Source organism: Streptomyces sp. ICBB 8177, assembly GCF_003144095.1.
GTDB lineage: Bacteria > Actinomycetota > Actinomycetes > Streptomycetales > Streptomycetaceae > Streptantibioticus_D.
This window is the reverse complement of record NZ_NSKH01000023.1, coordinates 1,207,696-1,226,651: the sequence shown is the minus strand read 5'-3', so window position 1 is coordinate 1,226,651 and position 18,956 is coordinate 1,207,696. Positions and strand designations below refer to the sequence as shown.

The following is an 18,956-nucleotide window of genomic DNA, read 5'->3' as shown; positions in this document are numbered from 1 at the left end:
CGGCCGCCCCGAGGCGCTCGGGGTGGCCGTCCGGGTGTTCAGTCGCCCGCGGGCGCCGGGCGGCGGGCCGTCGTCGTGTCCCGCCGGGTCAGGGTGGGCAGGACCGCGTCCAGGGCGAGGGCGCCGGGGCCGACGATGGCTATGGTCAGGAAGGACCAGCAGAACAGCACCGCCGGTTCGCCGCCGTTCTGGATGGGCAGCAGCGCGTGCTGCTGGTGCACGGAGAAGTAGGCGTAGGCCATCGAGCCCGAGCACAGCAGCGCGGCACCCCGGGTGCCCAGGCCCAGCAGGACGAGGAGACCGCCGACGAGTTCGATGGCCGCGGCCCACCAGCCCGGCCACTGGCCGAAGGCCGGGGCGTGCCCGCCTTCCGGCCCGCCGAGGACGCCGAAGAGGGTGGCGGCGCCGTGGCAGGCGAAGAGCAGACCGGTCACCACTCTGAACAGGCAGAGCAGCAGGCGGTTCCATCGATCGGGAAGCAGCGTGCGCACGATCACTCCAGGAGTGTGGGGTTGGATGTGATGTTGCCTGGCTGCCCGTACGCGCGCGGGTCTCGTGAACGGCGCGCGCGAACGGGGTGGTACGGCGGCCGGCCGGGTCGCGGGCGCTGCTGCCGGGTTCAGCTCCGCGCGCGGGATGGGCCACGTGGCACATGCGCGACCGGCCCGCCGGAGCGTGGCCGATCGCGCAGCAGTGTGGCTGACGAAAGGTTAAGAACCCGTTCAGGTCTCGGGCCGGACGTCGATTTCCAGCCGTCCGGTTTGCACCGGTGCGGCGGTACGGCGTCCGTGGCGCGGGCATCGTGAGGGTGGCGGTGAGCCCGCCGCCCGGGGGCAGCGCGGCGGTATGGCCGTTGGCGGTGACCAGCCGGTGGACGATGCAAGTCCCAGGCCGCTGCTTCGCGTTCCGGCCGATCCGCCCCGGGCACGTCCCAGGAGGCACCACGCCTGAAGTCGCCGCCCTGTTGGGGGAGTTGGCGGCGGCTCAACCGGAGTGGACGCGACGGGCGGTCGGAGGGTCGGGGGATGCGGAAGCACTCGCGCCGGGCGCGGCACTCGACCGCGGGGGAGGCGGCTCGCGCGCCTCAAAAACCCGGTGGAGCCCGTCGGGGCCGCTGGCTAGGGTCGCCGAATGAGCACTCGTACCTTCCGCGTCACCGTGCGCGGCGTCTTCGACGGACTCGGCGCCGACCAGCGGGCCGAACTGCTGGCGCGGGCCGCCGAGCACGACGTCCTGCGCGCGGCCTTCACCCCCGAGGGGCACCTGAGCTACGACCTGGCGGCGCGCTCGGCCTTCACCTTCCGGTTCTCGGACACGGGCGAGGAGGAGGCGGACATCCTGCTCGCCACCGAACGCGCCGAGGAGGCCGCGAAGGCGTGGCTGGACAGCCGCGGCTACGGCTACCGGAATCTCAGGTCCCAGGCCGAGGACCTCAGCCAGGCTCCGTTGGGCAGGCGGCAGCGCCGGGCGGGGACGGCGGGGAAGGCCTGACCCGGCGCCCCCGCTCCCCCGCCCCGCGCGCGGGCGCCGTCAGGCCCCGTTGCCGTTGGAGGGGCCGAAGAACTCGACCTCGGCGATGGCCACTTGCTTGTCGGGGGCCGCGCCGTAGGCCGATTGCAGGACGAACCGCACCGCCGTCACGTTGTCGGCGTGGAACGCGCGCTGCTGCGGTCCCGCGCCCTCGTCCAGGACGATGGACCGGGTGGTGGTCCTGCCGTCCGCCGTGGTGATGACCGCGTCGATCCGGTGCGGGAGCGCGGACTGCGAGAGCTGGGCCGCCTCGGTCGACTCGCCGGGCGTGATGATCAGGTCCAGCAGGCGGGTCGGCTGGTCGAAGCGGGCCTCCAGCCACTCCCCCGTTCCCGACTGGGAGACGCCAGGCGCCCACCAGGTGTTGCTGATCTCGTCGAACGCGAGTTGCGGCCCGTGGCCGGCGTACGAGCGGGAGGCGCCGAACTGGTCCGGGCGCACGGGGGCGCGCTTGGCGAAGTGGTCGCGCACCGCCTGCACGGCCGTGCCGGTGTTGAGCCCGGCGGTGATCAGCAGGGCGAGCACGACCGCGCCGACCACCCAGTTGAGGACGCGGCCGAACCCGCGGTTCAGACGCGGGCGTTGCCCCGCCCACGGCGCGGGCTGGTTGCGGCGGTCCAGCAGCCGCCGCCACCAGGACAGCCGCCGCTCCGGCGCCGCCGGACTGCCCGCCATCGGCATCGCGCAGCGCCCGCAGAAGTGCCGGTCAGGCCGGTTGGGGATGTGGCACCACGGGCACGGGATGCCGCCCTCGGCCCCGTACTCCGGTCCGGGAGCGCGCACCTGCGGCCGGTCGGTGAGCGGGCGGCCGGGCAGCACGGGGGCGACGGACGGCACCGGCGGGGCCTGCGGCTCGGTGTCGGCGACCGGGATCAGCAGCTGCCTGGCCCGCTCGGCGGCTTCGAGGGCGGCGGCGTCCACGGCCGCGGCGTCCATGGCGGCGGCCGCGGCGGGGGCGTTGGCCGCCGCGACGTCCACCGCGGCTGCGTCGGCCGGGTGGAGCCCCACAGGGGGGACGTCCGCCGCGGGGGCGCCCGGCTCGCCGGCGGGCGGTCGGCCGGCCGGGCCCGTCGCCGAGACGGCCGGGGGAAGCGGCTCGGTGGGCTCGTCGTCCGGGTCGGCGGGACGGCCCTGTGGCGGAACGGCGACGCCCTCGTGCGGGTCGGGCGCGTCGGGGCCGCCGTCCTCCCGTGGCTGCTGCGCACCGCGTGGGGGCGAGGTCCAGCCGAGTACGGCGCCGCAGGCGTCGCAGAACGGCTGTCCCGGTTCGGCCGGGGTGCCGCACTCGGCGCAGTTGCGGGCCCGCTCCCGTTCCGGGCGGGTGCCGGAGGTCTGCCTGGTCATCTCTAGGGCTTCCTTTCGGCGGTCACCTGGACCGTGTAGGGCATGTGGGCCGGGCGGGCGGCCGCGACCAGCGTGTCCAGGCGGTGCTCGTCGGCCGGGGTCGGGTCCGGGAGCGTCAGCGCCACGTGCAGCCGGGGGCGCCGCTCGCCGGGGAACGGGCCGAGCGGCCGGGCCCGCCAGTCGGCCGCGCCGCTCTCGGTGATCTCCGGCTCGACGCCGAAGGCCAGCCGTATCGCCTCGGACAGACCGCGCCGGGTGCCCCGGACGCGGTGCAGGTACGCGGCGGCGGCGACCGCCGCGCGCAGCCGGGCCTCGGGTTCGGTGCCGTCGGTCTCCGCGCCGACCCACTCGCCGAGCCAGCGGGTGAAGTCGACGGGCGCCAGTGACGGCGTGAAGTAGGAGTCCAGGCAGTCGAGGACGACGAGGATCGGCGCGATGACGTCGTCGAGGCCGGCGACGAAGCGCTGCGCGAGGTCGTCGTCGGCGAAGACGGCGGGCAGCATCGAGGCGATCGGCGAGGACGACGGCAGGTCGTCCACGGAGCCCCTCACGAGCCGTCCCCGATCACGCGGACCCGGTGGTCGAAGGAGAAGACCAGGGACGGCGCGTCCAGGTCGATCCGGTCGGTCGCCTCACCGCGCTTGCCGGTCAGCGGGTCGGCCGGGTGCAGCAGCACCTCGTCGACGAGTTCGACGCCGGGCACGCGTTGCAGCACCGCGAAGACCTCTCCCGCCTGCACCGGGCGCCCGAACTTCCAGCCGGTTCCGCCGATCCCGCCGGTGAGCGGGTCGAGGTGCCGGTAGAGGGCGTCGTGGGCCTGCTTGCGCACCCGGTCGGTGTCGGCGCCGCGGAAGGCGTGCAGCGTCGCGACGACGGTGACGCCCTGGTAGAAGGGCGGGCCGACGGCGAGCCGGGTACCGATCAGGCGGCGCTCGTCGAGGTGGCGGGTGATGCGGTCCAACAGGGCGTCGTCGGGGACGAGTTGCTCGAAGCGCAGCCGTCCGCCGGGGTCCGGGACCGCCTGCGGCACCACGAGCACCCGCACCGCGTACGAGCCGTGTTCGCCCTCGTCGCCGGGCAGGCAGGTGATGCGCGCGGTCTCCGGCGCGGCGCGGCGGGCGAGTTCCTCGTAGTCCCGGAGTGTCACCGCGCGCTCCTGGGCGCGCAGGGTGATGGGGGCGCGGACCTTGGCCTCCTCCACCGTCTCGCCGTCGACCCCGCCGGTCGCGGCCTCCCGGTTGGTGACCGAGGCGACGTACGGCACGGAGCCGCGCAGCACCTGGATGGCGCCCCGCGCGACGTTCCCCGCGCGCCCGCCCCCGGTACGGTAGCGGCGGGCGCGGATGACGGCGCCCTTGGGGGGAACGGCGCCGTACTGCCGCAGGGAGCCGTCGGGTTCGCGTACGGCGGGGCCGAAGGCGATCTCGCCGGTGGCGGCGTCGAGGGTGACGTGCCGGTCCTGAGGTCCCGAGGCGGCGAAGTGCGGGACGACGCTCCAGTCGCTCCAGCCGTCGTGGTCGGCCGTCTGCAGCAGCACCGCCGGGTCGCCCGCGACCACCGGTGCGTGGGCGAGCCGCAGCCGCTGTCCGGGGATGCCGGTGGACTCGCCGAGCGCCTCGTCGGTCACGGTGTCGGCGTGCACGGCGGAGGTGGTGCCGCCGATGGTGAACGCGGCGGCGGAGCGCACGGTCGGCGACGTGGTGTAGAAGGGCTGGTTGGCCAGCGGTTCGGTGACGCGGCAGCGCAGCCAGCCCGCCTCCTGTCCGCCCGCGCGGGAGAGGGCGTGGGTGCCGGGGACGTGCAGGACGACCTCGCCGGGCCGGTTGAGGCCGCCGGTGCCGTCGCGGTCGACCTCGCACGCGGTCCAGCCGTCCTCGGTCCACGCCTCCCACACCAGCGGCGGCTGCCGGGGGTCGACGCCGACGCCGTCGACGCGGCTGTCGAGGGTGAGCGCGACCGCGCAGTGCGGCACGGCGGCGGTCAGGCCCAGCAGCAGGCAGTCACCGGGGCGCGGGGCCTCGTTGAAGCAGAGCAGGTCCTTGCCCTCGTCGAGGTCCGTGGTGTGGTCCTGGACGGGTTCGCCGGTGTGCTGCACGACGACGTGGCCGAGGGAGCACGGCACGACGCTCAGTTTGCGCTCGGTGGCGAAGACGACGCCCTCCTCGCTCTCGGTGCGCACGGTGGCGACCTCGGTGCCGGCCGGCAGCACCACGGGGTCCTCCTGCGGCGCCGCGAGCCAGAACGTCAGGTCGGTGCGGGCGGCCGACGGCGGGAAGAGGGTGATGCCCACCAGGTCGAGGAAGGCCAGGTGGTTCTTCTCCGGCACCCGGTTGAGCCGGTAGACGATCTGGTCGGCCATGTGCGCGACGGTCTCCACCAGCGTCACACCGGGGTCGGACACGTTGTGGTCGGTCCACTCCGGGGCGCGCTGCTGGATGTAGCGCTTGGCGTCGTCCACGAACTGCTGGAAGCGCCGGTCGTCGAGGTTGGGGGAGGGCAGTGCCATCTACAGGTCGCTTTCGGTGGCCGGTCCGCCGCCTGCGGACCCGGGCTCTGGCTCGTCGTGGGAGGGGATGACGTAGAAGGGGAAGACGAGGCTGCGCGGGTTGTTGGTGCCGCGGATCGAGTAGCGCACGTCGATGTGGAGCACCCCCTGTTCCGCCCCCGCGGTCACCTCCACGTCGTGCACCTCGATGCGCGGTTCCCAGCGGTCCAGGCTGGCGTACACCTCGTGCTGGATGCGGCCCGCGGTGGCCTCGTTGACGGGTGCGAAGACCAGGTCGTGGATGGCGCAGCCGAACTCCGGGCGCATGGGGCGCTCCCCCGGCGCGGTGGCGAGCACCAGCCGGACCGCCTCCTCGATCTCGCGTTCCCCGCTGACCAGGGCGATGCCTCCGGTGGGGCCGATGCGCAGCGGGAACGCCCAGCCCGAACCGACGAACTGCTCGGCCATCACAGGGGCACCGGGACGTCGTTGATGAGGACCACTCCTTGCAGGGGTACGGTGACGGCCCGGACGCCGACGTCGGCGACCGCGTCGATCTGGACGCTCGCGCCGGACGTCAGGGTCGCCTCGGTCAGCGCGCTGAGGCTGAGCGCGCCCAGCGCCTCGACACTGACGGATTCGGTGGCGCTGAGGTTGAGCACGGAGGCGGACTTGACGCTGAGCGGCCCGGCGCTCTCCAGGGACAGTGCGCCGCCCGCCTTCAGGGACAGGTCCGCGCCGGCCTCCACCGACACGGACGTGGCGCCCTTGATGCTGACGGCGCCCGCGCTGTCCACGGTGATCTCGGTCCTGGTGCGGTCCAGGTTGACGGTGAGCCGGTCGTCCCCGGTGGCCACCCGTACACCCGACTTGCGGCCGGTGGACTGGCTGAGCAGGTCGACCCGGTTGCCGTGCCGGTCGGAGAGGGTGTGCCGGGCGGCGGCGTTGCGCAGCCCGTCGTACAGCGGCACGTCGGGCACCGGCGTCGGGTGGTCCTTGCCGTTGTACAGGCCGCCGATGACGAACGGGTGGTCCAGCGCGCCGCGGTCGAAGGCCACCAGCACCTCGTCCCCCACGTCGTACGGGAAGATCCCGCCGCCCGCCTTGCCGCCGAGCTGCGCGGTACGCGTCCAGTCGCTCACGTAACTGTCGTCCAGCCACGGGAACTGGAGCTTGACGCGGCCCTGCTTGAGCGGGTCGGTCACGTCGGTGACGAGCGCGTTGGCCACGCTCGGCACCCGGGACGAGGGCACGCCGCCGCCGGAGGTCAGGCCGTACAGGGAGCGCCACTGGCGGCCGCTGACGGTCACCCAGGTCTCGTAGTGCCTGCTGTCGCCGAAGACATGGCGCACGGAGGTAGTCGTGTACTTGCCCTCGAACGGCGTGCCCACGTCGGTCAGCGTGACGGGGACGCCGGGCCGCAGACGGGGGTTGCCGCGCACCACGACCTCCAGTTCCGCGAAGGAGCCGGTCACGTCGTCGCGCAGGGCGTCGGCGGCCCGGGTGACCTCGGTGGGGTGGTCCAACGGCAGGTCGGTCTCGACGAGTTCGGCCGCTCCGAACGCGGCGGTGACCCGCTGCGGTGTGGTGCCGATGTCGATGCCCGGGTTGGCGGTGGCGGCCGCCGTCGCGGTGAGCGTCTTCTTGGCCAGCACGTCCCAGCCGCGCGCCTCGGTCCTGGCCACCTGGTCGGCGGAGGTGACGGCGGCCCGGCAGCGCAGCACGTCGGTGCCGGCCTGGAGCACGAACGGGCTCTTCTCGCCGGGGGTGCCGGTCGGGGGCGCGCCGGACGCCGGGTCCGGCTTGACGAAGCGGAAGCGCCCCTCGGGGTCCAGGGACATCACCATCTCGTTCTCGTCGGCCAGGCGGGCCAGGAAGTCCCAGTCGGTGATGTTGGGCTGGCTGACGAAGTCGTAGACGGTGCTGGTCGACTCGATGGAACCGATGGCCACGCCGTCGGCCGCCGCGAGCTTGCGGGCGATGTCCGAGGCGGTGCGGTTGCGGTACGCGGCCACCCTGCGCTGCCGCATCATGCGGTGGCCCGGGTCGTAGCCGCGCACGACGGTGAACGTGCCGGTGCCGTCGTAGTCGGTCTCCAGGCCCGTGACCTCACCGGTGAGCAGCGGTGAGGAGGCGCCCTTGCCGTCGGCGACGGGGGCCAGCACGACCGGTGTGCCGATCTTGACGCCCAGCTTGGCCAGGACCATGTGGTGCGGGTCGCGGAAGGTCACCCGGAACGCGCCGGGCACCCCCGCGCCCAGGTCGACCCAGCCGTCGACGAGCAGCCCGGCGAGTTCGGGCGGCACGGGCGCGCCGCCGAAGGTGACGTGGATGACGCTGGAGTAGGCGACGGGTGGCATCAGGAACGCACCTCCTCGGCCGCGGGCAGGACGAGTTCGACCCCGGTCGGCAACCGCGAGGGGTCGTCGATGGCGTTGGCCTCGGCGATCGCGCGCCACGCCGTGGCGTCCCCGTACTCGCGCCAGGCCAGCGACTGGAGCGAGTCGCCGGCCACCACGCGGTGCACACGGCGTGCGGTGAGCGCGCCGGAGGTGGGGTTCTGGCCCTTGGTGGTGCTGGGGATCTCGTGCAGGTGGGTCTGGCAGGTGGCCCGGATCGGCACACCCGTCGTGCCGAACAGCGAGTACGTGGCGTCGACCGAGGTGACGTACGCGGTGAAGCGCGCCGTGGAGAACGAGCCCCACTGGAAGACCACCCAGGGGGTGGAGGGCTGCTTGGCGGCGATACTGCGGGCGGTCACCTCGCAGCAGGAGAAGAGCGCCTCGACCTTCTTCAGCACGGACGTGCCGCCCGGGTCGTCGGAGGAGTCGAGGAAGATCTCGACCGTCATCTCCCGCGGCTCCGGCCCCATGAACTCCGGCAGCGCGCCGTCGCGTACCGCCGCGGTCGGCGTGGTCTTCCACTGCGCGCGGCGGCTGAGCGCCAGTTGGGAGGGGTTGAAGTCGAAGTCGAAGGTCTTGATCAGCGCGCCGGGCGTCGTGCTGTAGCCGACCGGCGGTTCGTGGATGGCGAGGGTGGCGCGGACCAGGCTCTTGCCCGCGCCGCCCCTGCCGGCGGTGCCTGCCATGAACGCGTTCTCCCTAGTCCGTGAACCCGTGGTGGGTGATTTCCAGGACCTCCGTGGCCACACCCGGGTTGGCCGGGTCGAGCGTCGGACCCTGCCAGCGCACCGGCAGCACGTCGATCAGCCCCCAGCGCGCCACCAGCGAGCCGTCCGCGCGCAGCGCCGCGATCTGCGCGGTCGGCCGGGTCACCCCGGTGGCGACGGACGAGATCCACGCCGCGACCTTGCTGGTGTCCGGGGTCAGCGGGCGGGTCAGGCGGATGCTGGAGAACGTGACGCGGGAGGGCAGTTGCCACACGAACCCGTTGTTGCCGCCTTCCTGGTGGTGTTCGATCTCCACCTCGGAGGACAGCCCCTCGCACCCGTTGAAGTTCCCCAGGCTCTCGCCGTCGATGGTCAGGTTGAAGAATATGGTGGAGCCCGGGTCGAGATCGCTGGGCATCGGGGGCCTTTCTGCGGAACTGCGGTCGTCGGTACTGCGGTCGTCGGTGGCGGGTGACCGGACGCTCGATGCGCCCGGCCGTCAGCGGCGTGGATCGCGCAGTCTGCCGATCCTCTCCCGGTCCAGGCGCAACTCGGTGCGCAACAGGCGCGTGAGCGGCCCGACCAGACGGTGCGTCAGCTCGTCGATCTGGCCGTCGCTGAGCGCCCTCGCGTCGAACCCCTCCCCCGCCGGCACCGGTGCGTTCCCGCACGCCGCTTCGGAGGCGGCCGAGGCCAGGGAGGTCGGCCTGGAGGCGGGGGTGTACGGCGGGGGCGGGCCCGGGGGCGTGTAGGGCGGTGGGGGCGTCGCGGGCGCGGGAGCAGGGGCGGGGGCCGCGGGCCGCTCCGGGGTCGGGAACGCCACCGGTGCCTTGGTGAACGCGATGCCCTGGGGGTCCGGCCGCCGCTGGACGGTCGGCGCGGGCCCCGGCACGGGCATGGGCAGCGGGGCTGCCGCGGCGGCCGTGCGGCGCACCGGCATGGCGGCGGGCGCGGACGTGTGACCGACCGGCGGAACGAGGGGCGTCGGGGACGCAGGAGCGGAGGGCGCCGGCTGCGAAGGCGCGGACGTCAGCGGAGCACGCTGGATCGGCGTGACGGCGGACGGCGGTGCGCCGGAGGACCGGCTCGTGGACACGGCGTCCGGCAGGCTTCCGGAAGCCGACCGCTCCCCCGGCCCGGCAACCGTCAACGGCACGGCCACCGGCCCCCGTTGGAACGGCGGACGGTGACCCGCACCCGGAGTACCCAGGTGCGGCCGCACCGCGTCGACGGCGACGGAGCGCTGTACGGGGGCGCCGAGGACGGAGGTCGACGGCACACGCAGTCGCTGGGCTTGCGGGCGTGCCGGTGCGCCCGGCGGCGGGTCCGCCGGTGCGTTCGACGCGACCCGACGCACCGGCGCGCCCACACCGGTCGGCGACCCGGCCTCCGGCGAGGCAGGGCGCGCCGTCGGGCTGCCGGGACGGTCGCCCGCTGCGCTCGCGTGGTGTCCGGTCGCCAACGGTGCCTGCTGCTCCGCTGGTCGGCCCGGCACGGCAGCGGTCGCAGGGCCGGGCGCGCCCAGGCCGGAACGCGCCGGACCGGAGATCGGGGCACGCTGCACCGTCGCACCACCGGTCCCGCGAGCCACCGGCTTGAGGGGGTCCCCCGGCGCGGGCGACGGCTGCTTCACGTGGCGCAACGGAGCGCCCACGGCGGGACGCACGCCCGCGACTGCGGCCGACGGAGTCGCAAGCGATGCCGGTGCGGCAGGTGACGGGGGCGACGCCACGACGCCGCTCGGCATGTCGCCCACGGCAGGCGGCGCCACGGGAGCGGCGACCGAGAGACGTTGCACCGGCACGTCAGCGGACGTCACCTGACCGACGCGCGGTTCTGGAGACACCGCACCGCCGCCGGGCACATCGCCGGCGGACGAGCGCGCACGCGGCGCGGCCACCGGCGGCATGGCGGAACCATCCCCCGGCATCTCCCCCACGGCGGGTGTCAATCGCGTCTGAACGGAGGGCGGTTCAGGCGAACCGACCACGCCAGGCGTGGCAGTACGCGCCGAACCGGTCGCCGGAACGCGCTGGACCGGCACGTCACCGGAGGCGGAGGGCGATGAGGTCCGGGGACGAGGCGCTTCGGCGTCCCGCCCGACTGAGGGACGCGGCGCCGGGGCCTCGGGTGAACGCGTGACCGTCCGCCGCGGAACGCGCTGCACGCGCGCCGCCCCCGACGAAGCTCGCGCCGCGCCCTGCGCAGCCCGACGCGGCGGTACGGAATCCACCGCACCGCCGGGCAGCGACTCCACCGGAGTCGACGGCGCCGCCTCACCCCTCAATGGCCTACCACCGCCGGAGGCTCCCTCGGCCACTCGCGGCGTTTCCACGGCGGCTCGTTCCTCGGAAGTCGGCCGAACGGCAGGCGGCGCCACCGGCGCGCCCAGGCCCGGCCGTCGGCCCGACGTGCCCTCCGGTGCGCCGGACGGTACGCCAGGGGCCGCGGTGGGCGGCGCGACGGAGTGAGCCACGGGGGTGGCCGAGCGGGCCACGGGGGTGCCGACGGCAGGGGCCGGCGCGTCGTCCGCCCGACGCGTCGCGATCCGCTGGACCGCCACAGGCTGGGCCGCGGCCGCCGTGTGCGGCTCGGCCGCCCGCGTGGAGTCCGGCGAGGGCGCCCAGCGCGACTGCTTGGCCACGCCGGGCATCGTCCCATTCCGGGCTGGTCCAACGGGGTTGACGGAGCCCGGAGTTGGCGCTGACGGAGGCGTGGGGCCCTGCGGCACCGCACGGCCAGGGACCGGTGCCACCGGAGCCGTTGGCCTGGAGCCCGGCCCCGCGAGGCGCTGGACCGGGCCGGCCGCCCCTCGCGCTCCGGCCGGGCTCTGCGCCGTACCGGGCGACGGCCGGTCGGACGACGGCCGCGTGCCCTCGCTCGTGGCAACGCGCCGCAACGGAACCGCGGCGCTCGCCTGCCGGCGGTGCACGACCTGCTCCGCCGACGACGAGACGGCGGCCCGCGAAGGGGTCAGTGCCCGCGCCGGGGCCAGCGGCCTCGCCGCCGCGGCGCGGCAGGCCGGGGCGGAAGCCGGGGCCGGGAAGGGGGTGCCCGGCCCCGGGGCTGAGGAGGTGGTGGCGTCGGGCGCTCCGGGCGAGGCCGCCACGGTGGACAACGCCGACGAGGCGGCCGATGAAGCCGGAGAAGCCGACGATGACGGACGAGCCGGTGAAGGCGAAGAAACCGGTGACTCGGGCGACCGAACACCCGACGCGACAGCCGACGGAAGCGTGCGCCGCGCGCCGCCGGTGGGCGCCGCCCTGGTCAGCTGGACCGGGCGGACGCTTCGCGGCGCGACGGGCGCCACTCGTGGACCGGTCGGGCGGCTGACCGCGACCGCGGCGGGCCCCGTCGCACGCTGCACGGGCAGCGGGACGCCGTGGTCGCCGTCGCCGCCCGACGGCTCGTCGTACGGCGCCACCGGCAAAGTGAGCGACGGCAGTTCGAGCCCGGGGGCCGGACCGGACGCCGCGACCGGAAGGCTCCGCAGCACGCCGCCCGGCGCGCCGTCGAGGACGGCGTGGGAGAGCGAGCCGGTGAAGGAGGGGTTGTCCCAGGTGGTCAACCGCCCGCCGAACGCCGGGTCGCTGACCTGCTGCCGCCCTCCCGCGGTCGCCCGCTGGATCGGCGGCAGGGCGGGCCAGGACGCCGTACGCACCGGAGCAGCGGTGACCGGCCCGGTGGCGTCCGGGCTGACGGCGGCCGGGCCGGGGACGGCCGTCTGCGCACGGTCCACACCAGGCCGTGCGGCGTCGGACGTGCCCGACGCCCCTTCCGCCGCGCCCGCGTCACGCGGGGCCGGTCGTGTCCTGCCCCGCCCGGACACCCCGGCGGCCGCCGACCGCAATCCGTCGAGGATTCCCATCGGTGCCTCACCCCTCCCCGGAGGCGGCGCGCGTCACGAGCGCCGCGATCCGTTCGGTGTACCGGCGGCGGTCGCGGTGTTCGAGGTCCAGGATCTCCTCCAGGCTCCAGTGGAAGTGGTAGGCGATGTACGCGACCTCCTCGTGGATGCGGTCGGTCGCGTACGTCACGATTCCCCCAGGCGGCTCCCGCCGAGCTCCACCTCGAACGGCTGCTCGCAGTGCGGGCAGGTCACTCCGGCGCGGGTGTGGCCCTCCGCGTTGACCTGACGGTAGAAGTCCTGGAGGAACGCCAGGTCGGAGGCGAAGAGGTTCTCCACGATCCCGTCGTGCACCAGCGGGAGCGTGCCGAGCCGGGTGATCACCCGGCCGAGCAGCACCACCGACAGGTACGCGGGGTTGTCCCGCACGCGCATGTCCTGGAGCGGGATCAGTTCGTCGCGGGCGGTCGCGAGCCGCATCGTGCCGTTGCGGTGCACGGTGCCGGCCTCGTCGACGTACCCGCGCGGAAGCTCGAACTCGAACTCGGTGCGCAGCAGTTGCTGGGGCTGCGGCGGTGCCGCCGGGGCCGCCTGGGGTGCCTCGGGCATCGGCGCGAGGACCTCGGAGGCGGCGGGCTCCCCGGCCGCCGCCCCTTCGGGTTCGGCGGCCGGGGAAGGCCTGGTGGCCGTACGGCGCATTACTCGATGACCAGTTCTTCGAAGGTGATGGTCACCGTCTCGGTGAGCGCGGACGCCTCTCCGGCCTTCACGGTGCTGGTGTCGATCTTGCTGCACCACGCGTTGCGCATGTTGTACCGCTTGACCGGGTTGTTCTGGTAGTCCATCACCATGATGGTGGCGTTCTTGCGGGCGGTGGCCATCTGCCCGGCCACCGACTCGTTGATCCACTGGTTGAACGCCGCCGACTGGGTCATGCCGCGCACGACGGTGCAGGTGCCGGCCTTCTTCACGCCCGGCATCTTCTTGGTGACCGGCTTGCCCTGCGCGGAGACCTGCTGGTACTCGATGACGTCCTGTTCCAGGCTGAGGCCGCTGACCTCGGCGAGGTACTCGACCATGACGCCGTCGATCTGGAGGCCGAAATTGTGTGAGGTGAGGGCGTCACCCGGCTGGAGACTCATGAAGTGCTGTCCGTCCTTCTGACACGGTGCCGTCTACTGCTGATCTGGGTGCGGCCGCACGCGGCCGTGACGACCCGCCCTACTCCTCCAGCTCCCCGCTGCCGCTGGAGAACTGCGCCAGCCGGAAGATGACGAACTCGGCGGGCTTGACCGGGGCGATGCCGATCTCGCAGATGACCCGTCCCAGGTCGACCGACTCCGGGGTGTTGGTCTCCTCGTCGCACTTGACGTAGAAGGCCTCCTCCGGCCGGGAGCCGAACAGGGCGCCGTTACGCCACTCGTTGACCAGGAACGCGGAGACGTTGCGCCGGATCCGGGCCCACAGCGCCTGGTCGTTGGGCTCGAAGACCACCCACTGGGTGCCGAGGAGGATCGACTCCTCCAGGTAGTTGAAGTACCGGCGCACGTTGAGGTAGCGCCAGGCCGGGTCGGAGGCGAGGGTGCGGGCGCCCCACACCCGGATGCCCCGGCCGGGGAAGGCGCGGACGCAGTTGACGCCGATGGGGTTGAGCAGGTCCTGCTCGCCCCGGGTGATCTGGATCTCCAGGTCGACCGCGCCGCGCACGACCTCGTTGGCCGGCGCCTTGTGCACGCCGCGCTCGGAGTCGCTGCGGGCCCAGATGCCGGCGATGTGACCGCTCGGCGGCGCCATACGGGTCTGGCCGGTGGCGGGGTCGAAGACCTTGATCCACGGGTAGTACAGGGCCGCGTACTTGGAGTCGTAGCCGGCCGTCTCCTGGCGCCACACCCGGATCTGACGGGCGTTCAGGCCGGGCGGCGGGTCGATGATGGCGACCCGGTCGCCCATCAGCTCGCAGTGGGCGATCAGGCCGAGCTGCACGGCCTTGACGGACTCCAGGTCGATGGCGCCGCGCTGGTAGGCGGACATCAGGTCCGGCACGCAGACCATGGAGATCTCGTCGACGGCCTCCAGGCCGCCGAAGCCGGTGCGGTCCGCCGAGTCGCCCAGGTAGTCGGCGACGCCGGGGTGACCGGAGTTCGTCTCCGCCGGGACGGCCGGGGGCGGCGTGGGCGCGGCCAGCGTCACCGTCTGGTTGTCGGGGCGCGCCAACTGCGCGGCCGGCGCCGACTCCTGGACGGTGATGAGCTTGGAGCGCTCCTTGACCTGGGTGACGACGTAGTTGCGCCCGCCCTTCTTGGCGGTCACGTCGAAGGTCTCGGCGGTCTTGTCGCCGTCCTTGACGACCAGCCGGAAGCGCTCCGCCGGTCCCTCGCCCTCGGGGTCGGCCACCTCGACGGTGATGCGGCCGCCGCTCTCCGGGGAGGCGATGGCGGTCACGGTGAAGGTGCCGAGCGCCTTGGCCTCGCCGGCGGGCAGCGCGGCGGGTGCCGCGGCGGAGCCGGTCACCGCCGCCGGGTCCTGCGTGCCGCCGTTCTCGCCACCGGGGGCGCCGCCGACGCGGACCACGTACGCGGCGCTGCCGCCGTTGTTGAAGAAGCCGTAGACGGCGTGCGCGAGGTGGTACCCGTCGACGAACTCACCGAAGGCCGCGGCGTACTGGGTCCAGTTGGTGACCAGCGTCGGCTCGTTCAGCGGGCCGGTCGGCGCGAGACCGACGAAGGCCGCCACCGAGGTGCCCACCCCCTCGATCGGACGCGAACCGCTGGCCACCTCCTCGACGTAGACGCCGGGTGACAGGTACGAGGGCATGCTGTGGCTCTCCTCGGGGTACGAGATATGACGTCATCCACCTTCACGCGCGAAGCGCGGGGCCGAAACGTCCTCAGGTCCCCGTTCGGGGGCAGATTCACTGCCCGATCGGGCCGAACGGCCGTCCGCGGAGCGGCAGTCGAGCGGTCCGGGGAGGTCCGGCGGGAGCCGCGCCCGGCCCCGCGCACCACGGCCGGGGGACGCGGGCGCGCGGTCTGCCCCGGCGGACACCGCACCGGGCACGTTCGGGCAGCGCACCCTGCCCCACGTCCTGCGACACGGCGGCGCCCGTCCCATAGCGTCGCCGTATGAGCCTGTGGACCTCCCTGGAGCCCGCGTCCACGACCGTCGATCCGGGTGGCAGCACGACCGTGCGTCTGCGGCTGCGCAACACCGGTGACGTCGTCGACGAGTACCGCTTCGAGCCGGTGGGCGAGGTGGCGCCGTGGACCACCGTGACGCCCCCGTCGATCCGGCTCTATCCCGGGACCACCGGGACGGTGGAGCTGACGTTCGCGCCGCCGCGCACCCCGGACGCGACCGCGGGGCCCAACCCGTACGCGGTGCGCATCACCCCGACCGAGCACCCCGAGGCGACGACGGTGCCCGAGGGCAACCTGACCGTCACGCCGTTCACCGAGCTGCGTGCCGAACTCGTCCCGCCGACCGTCAAGGGCCGCTTCCGCGGACGCCCGAAGCTCGCCGTCGACAACCTGGGCAACACCCCGCTGACCGCCTCCGTGACCGGCAGCGACAACGGCGACCACCTCGCGTACGACATCCGTCCCGGCAGTGTGCAGATCGCCCCGGGGCGCGCGGCGTTCCTGAAGACGACGCTGCGGCCGCACCGGATCATCTGGTTCGGCGCCAAGCAGCAGCGGCCCTACACCCTGGCCGTGCAGCGCTCGGGGGCCCGGCCGCACCCGGTGGAGGGCATGTACACCCAGCGCGGCGTGCTGCCCCGCTGGCTGGCCACCGCGCTGGGCATGGTCGTCGCGCTGGCCGTCGCCTTCGCCGCCTTCTGGTTCGCGCATCCGCCGCAGGTGCACACCCTCGCCACCGAGCGCGTCGCGCAAGCGGCGGCCACGGCGCTCCCGGGCCCGTCGGTGACCCCGTCCCTGGCGCCGCCGCCCAGCCCCTCCCCCTCGCAGTCGCCCGATGGCGGGGGCGGGAGTGCGCAGGCCCCGGGAGGGGGCGGTGGGAACAAGAAGCCCAAGCCGAAGAACCAGCGCGTCCTGCTGATGGACGGCGCCACCGGCAAGTGCGCGGACCTCCCCGGTCAAGGGGTGGGGTCGATCGGGGGCCCGGTCAACCAGTTCACCTGCGACCCGACGGACTCCGACAACCAGTTGTGGAACCTCGACGTGGTCTTCCCGGGCAAGGGGCCGAACGGCACCGACCTGTTCCAGATCGAGAACGTCAAGGACGGGTACTGCATGGACCTGCCGGGCAACGGTCCCGACCAGGCCACCACCCACGTCAGCGAGTACTCGTGCACCCGGACGATCCAGGACAACCAGCTGTGGTCCCTGGAGAAGCGGCCGAACGGCTTGTACTGGATCCGCAACTACATGAGCAACGAGCTGTGCCTGGACGTGTCGGGGCACTCCTCCGACGGTTCGGACGCGGCCAACGGCCAGCCGCTGACCATCTACAACTGCAGCGACAACGACGACCAGGGCTGGCGTCTGGTCCCCGGCTCCGCCTGACACCTGGCGCCTGATGGCGACGGCGGTGCGAGGGCGGCTGCTACCAGCCGCCCTCGCCCGGCACCAGGCGCCCGGCCTTGCGGTACTCGCGCCGGGCGCCGGTCAGCAGGTCGGCGGTGGTCACCGGCTCACCGCGCCCGGCGGCGGCGTACGCGGCGGTGACCACGGCGCTGCGGATCGATCCGCCGGCCAACTCGAAGTCGCGGGCGACCGGTTCGGGATCGATGCCGTCGGCGCACGGGACGTGGGCGAGGCCGGTGCGCCACAGGGCGAGGCGCTGTTCCGCGTCGGGGAACGGGAAGTCGATCACGAGGTCGAGGCGCCGGGTGAACGCCTCGTCGATGTTGGCGCGCAGGTTGGTGGTGAGCAGCGCGATCCCGTCGAAGGACTCCAGCCGCTGGAGCAGGTAGGCGCTCTCCATGTTGGCGTAGCGGTCGTGGGAGTCCTTGACCTCGGAGCGCTTGCCGAACACCGCGTCGGCCTCGTCGAAGAGCAGGACGGCGTCGGTGCGGTCCGCCTCGGTGAACAGGCGCTCCAGGTTCTTCTCCGTCTCGCCCACGTACTTGTCCACGACGGACGACAACTGCACGACGTACAGGTCGAGTCCGAGTTCCGCGGCGACCACCTCCGCCGACAGCGTCTTGCCGGTGCCCGACTCGCCCGCGAACAGTCCCAGCACGCCCCGGCCCCGGCCGCCGCCCGCGGACAACCGCCAGTCGCCGAGGACGCGTTCGCGGTGGCGGGCGCGCAGCGCCAGTTCCCGCAGTTGCGCCAGCGGCCCGGCGGGCAGGACGAGGTCGTCCCAGCCGACGGCCGGGCGGATGCGCCGCGCGTGCCGCTCCAGCCCGGAGGCGGACTGCTGGCGGGCGACCAGCCGCAGGTGGGCGGCGGTCAGTCCGGTGCCGTCGAAGGAGGCGAGCTTGCGGGCCGCGTGCACCGCCCGGCCGATCCGTTCGCCGCCGAGGCGGTACGCGCTGACGGTGGCGGCCAGGTCAAGCGCGGGGTCGTCCGCGTCCGGCCCGAGCGCGGCCGACCAGGCGTCCACCGCGCCGGTGGCCCCCGGCCGGGGCGCGTCCAGCACGAGCGGATCGCGGTCGCACCACTGCGGGTCGTAGGGGCGGGACCCGGCGAACAGCACGGTGACGTCGTCGGTGGTGAGCGCGCGCAGCAGGGGGCCGGGTTCGTCGGGCACCGGTGACACGACGATGGCGCAGCCGCGCAGCCGTGCCTCGCGCAGCAGTGCGGCGACCGGCTCGCGCACCCCGGCGTCCCGCGTGCCGGGCGCGGGCGCGGCTTCGGGCACCAGGTGCAGCGCCGATAGGCCGCAGTCCCGCAGGGCCGCCGCCGCGCAAGCCGCCGCGTCGCCCTCGCGCTGCTCGCGCAGGTAGGCGGTGAGTGGCCCCGCGGCCAGGCGGTCGGCGAGCTTGCGGGTGAACTCGGCGTCGTGGGGGGCGCGTTCGCCAGGCGCCGTCAGCGGGCCGACGTGCCCGGCGAGCGCCGCGTCCGGGGTGTCGTCGCCGAGCAGGTGGGCGACGACCCGGTCGGGGACCTCCAAGGAGCGGCTGAGGAAGGGCCGTCCCTGGTCCTCCACCGTCATCAGCCCGAGTGCGACCAGCGGCGCGGACGGATGGAAGCGTCCGCGTACGGAGGGCAGGTGGGCCGGGAGCCCGTGCAGGTCGAGGGCGAGGCCGACGGTGGCCCGGCGGCGGCTGACGTCGTCGTTGAGGTAGCCGTACAGCGGCTCGAAGGAGCGGTCGAGGTCCGGTGCGAGGGCGATCAGCAGCAGACCCGCGTCCAGTGCGGTCAGCCCGAGGCGTTCGGCGAGCCGGTCGAGCGCGTCACCGCCCTGCCGTGTCCCGGGGTCCGGCGCGTCGGTCGCGGCCGGGCCGGGTGTCGTGGGGGCGGCCAGCAGGCGGCGTACCGCGTCCTCGGACAGGTACAGGCCGCGCAGCGGGTCTCCGGCGGTGGGGTCGTCGGCGCAGCGGTGCTCGACGAGCAGGGTGAGGCGCTCACGCAGGCGGCCGAGCCGGGCGAGGAGCGCGTCGGCGTCACCGCAGTGCGCCGCGCGGGCGTCAGGTGCTGCGGTGTCCGTGCCCGGCGCCCGGGTGTCCGCGTCCG

At 74.3% G+C, this 18,956-nt stretch carries 16 protein-coding genes; 2 read left to right on the top strand and 14 right to left on the bottom strand.

The features are described 5' to 3' along the window. Nucleotides 1-38: 38 nt before the first annotated feature. A complete protein-coding gene (locus tag CK485_RS25840) occupies nt 39-491 on the bottom strand; it encodes a DoxX family protein (RefSeq protein ID WP_109454225.1) in 453 nt (150 codons plus the stop codon). 640 nt (nt 492-1,131) lie between these two features. Here CK485_RS25840 and CK485_RS25835 point away from each other — a divergent pair. Continuing rightward, entirely contained in the window at nt 1,132-1,491 is a 360-nt protein-coding gene (locus CK485_RS25835) for a DUF6204 family protein (protein ID WP_109454224.1), read from the top strand. A 39-nt stretch (nt 1,492-1,530) separates the two neighbouring features. Here the strand turns inward: CK485_RS25835 and CK485_RS25830 are convergent, their stop codons facing one another. The 12 genes from CK485_RS25830 to CK485_RS25780 form a co-directional block, all read right to left on the bottom strand. Then, on the bottom strand, nt 1,531-2,874 hold the full coding sequence (locus tag CK485_RS25830) for a hypothetical protein (protein WP_109454223.1): 1,344 nt from the start codon (nt 2,872-2,874) through the stop codon (nt 1,531-1,533). A 2-nt stretch (nt 2,875-2,876) separates the two neighbouring features. Beyond that, nucleotides 2,877-3,425 carry a phage tail protein gene (locus CK485_RS25825; RefSeq protein ID WP_109454222.1) on the bottom strand — a complete coding sequence of 183 codons (549 nt, stop codon included), beginning with the start codon at nt 3,423-3,425 and terminating at the stop codon, nt 2,877-2,879. After that, nucleotides 3,422-5,380 carry a putative baseplate assembly protein gene (locus tag CK485_RS25820; RefSeq protein ID WP_109454221.1) on the bottom strand — a complete coding sequence of 653 codons (1,959 nt, stop codon included), beginning with the start codon at nt 5,378-5,380 and terminating at the stop codon, nt 3,422-3,424. The genes CK485_RS25825 and CK485_RS25820 overlap by 4 nt, the downstream gene beginning before the upstream one ends. Continuing rightward, nucleotides 5,381-5,827: a GPW/gp25 family protein gene (locus CK485_RS25815; protein WP_109454220.1), complete on the bottom strand. Its 447-nt coding sequence runs from the start codon at nt 5,825-5,827 to the stop codon at nt 5,381-5,383. After that, entirely contained in the window at nt 5,827-7,719 is a 1,893-nt protein-coding gene (locus CK485_RS25810; RefSeq protein ID WP_109454219.1) for a VgrG-related protein, read from the bottom strand. The genes CK485_RS25815 and CK485_RS25810 overlap by 1 nt, the downstream gene beginning before the upstream one ends. Beyond that, nucleotides 7,719-8,447 (bottom strand): LysM peptidoglycan-binding domain-containing protein, encoded by a 729-nt coding sequence (locus CK485_RS25805; RefSeq protein WP_109454218.1) that lies wholly within the window; start codon nt 8,445-8,447, stop codon nt 7,719-7,721. Before CK485_RS25805 ends, CK485_RS25810 begins: the two co-directional genes overlap by 1 nt. Before the next feature lie 13 nt (nt 8,448-8,460). Then, on the bottom strand, nt 8,461-8,886 hold the full coding sequence (locus CK485_RS25800) for a phage tail protein (protein ID WP_109454217.1): 426 nt from the start codon (nt 8,884-8,886) through the stop codon (nt 8,461-8,463). An 81-nt stretch (nt 8,887-8,967) separates the two neighbouring features. Next, entirely contained in the window at nt 8,968-9,123 is a 156-nt protein-coding gene (locus CK485_RS28845; RefSeq protein WP_158288241.1) for a hypothetical protein, read from the bottom strand. 3,220 nt (nt 9,124-12,343) lie between these two features. Then, a complete protein-coding gene (locus CK485_RS29170; RefSeq protein WP_199239501.1) occupies nt 12,344-12,505 on the bottom strand; it encodes a DUF6760 family protein in 162 nt (53 codons plus the stop codon). Next, nucleotides 12,502-13,014, bottom strand: coding sequence for a hypothetical protein (locus CK485_RS25790; protein WP_109454215.1), 513 nt, complete (start codon nt 13,012-13,014; stop codon nt 12,502-12,504). The genes CK485_RS29170 and CK485_RS25790 overlap by 4 nt, the downstream gene beginning before the upstream one ends. Further along, the gene (locus CK485_RS25785; RefSeq protein ID WP_109454214.1) at nt 13,014-13,457 is read right to left on the bottom strand and encodes a phage tail protein; all 444 of its coding nucleotides are present in this window, start codon (nt 13,455-13,457) and stop codon (nt 13,014-13,016) included. Before CK485_RS25785 ends, CK485_RS25790 begins: the two co-directional genes overlap by 1 nt. Nucleotides 13,458-13,536: 79 nt before the next feature. Continuing rightward, on the bottom strand, nt 13,537-15,129 hold the full coding sequence (locus CK485_RS25780; protein WP_109454213.1) for a phage tail sheath family protein: 1,593 nt from the start codon (nt 15,127-15,129) through the stop codon (nt 13,537-13,539). Between the two features lie 308 nt (nt 15,130-15,437). On the opposite strand from CK485_RS25780, the gene CK485_RS25775 reads away from it, so the two are divergent. Next, a complete protein-coding gene (locus tag CK485_RS25775) occupies nt 15,438-16,838 on the top strand; it encodes an RICIN domain-containing protein (protein ID WP_109454212.1) in 1,401 nt (466 codons plus the stop codon). A 40-nt stretch (nt 16,839-16,878) separates the two neighbouring features. Here the strand turns inward: CK485_RS25775 and CK485_RS25770 are convergent, their stop codons facing one another. Next, nucleotides 16,879-18,855, bottom strand: coding sequence for an ATP-binding protein (locus tag CK485_RS25770; RefSeq protein WP_241968618.1), 1,977 nt, complete (start codon nt 18,853-18,855; stop codon nt 16,879-16,881). Nucleotides 18,856-18,956 lie beyond the last annotated feature (101 nt).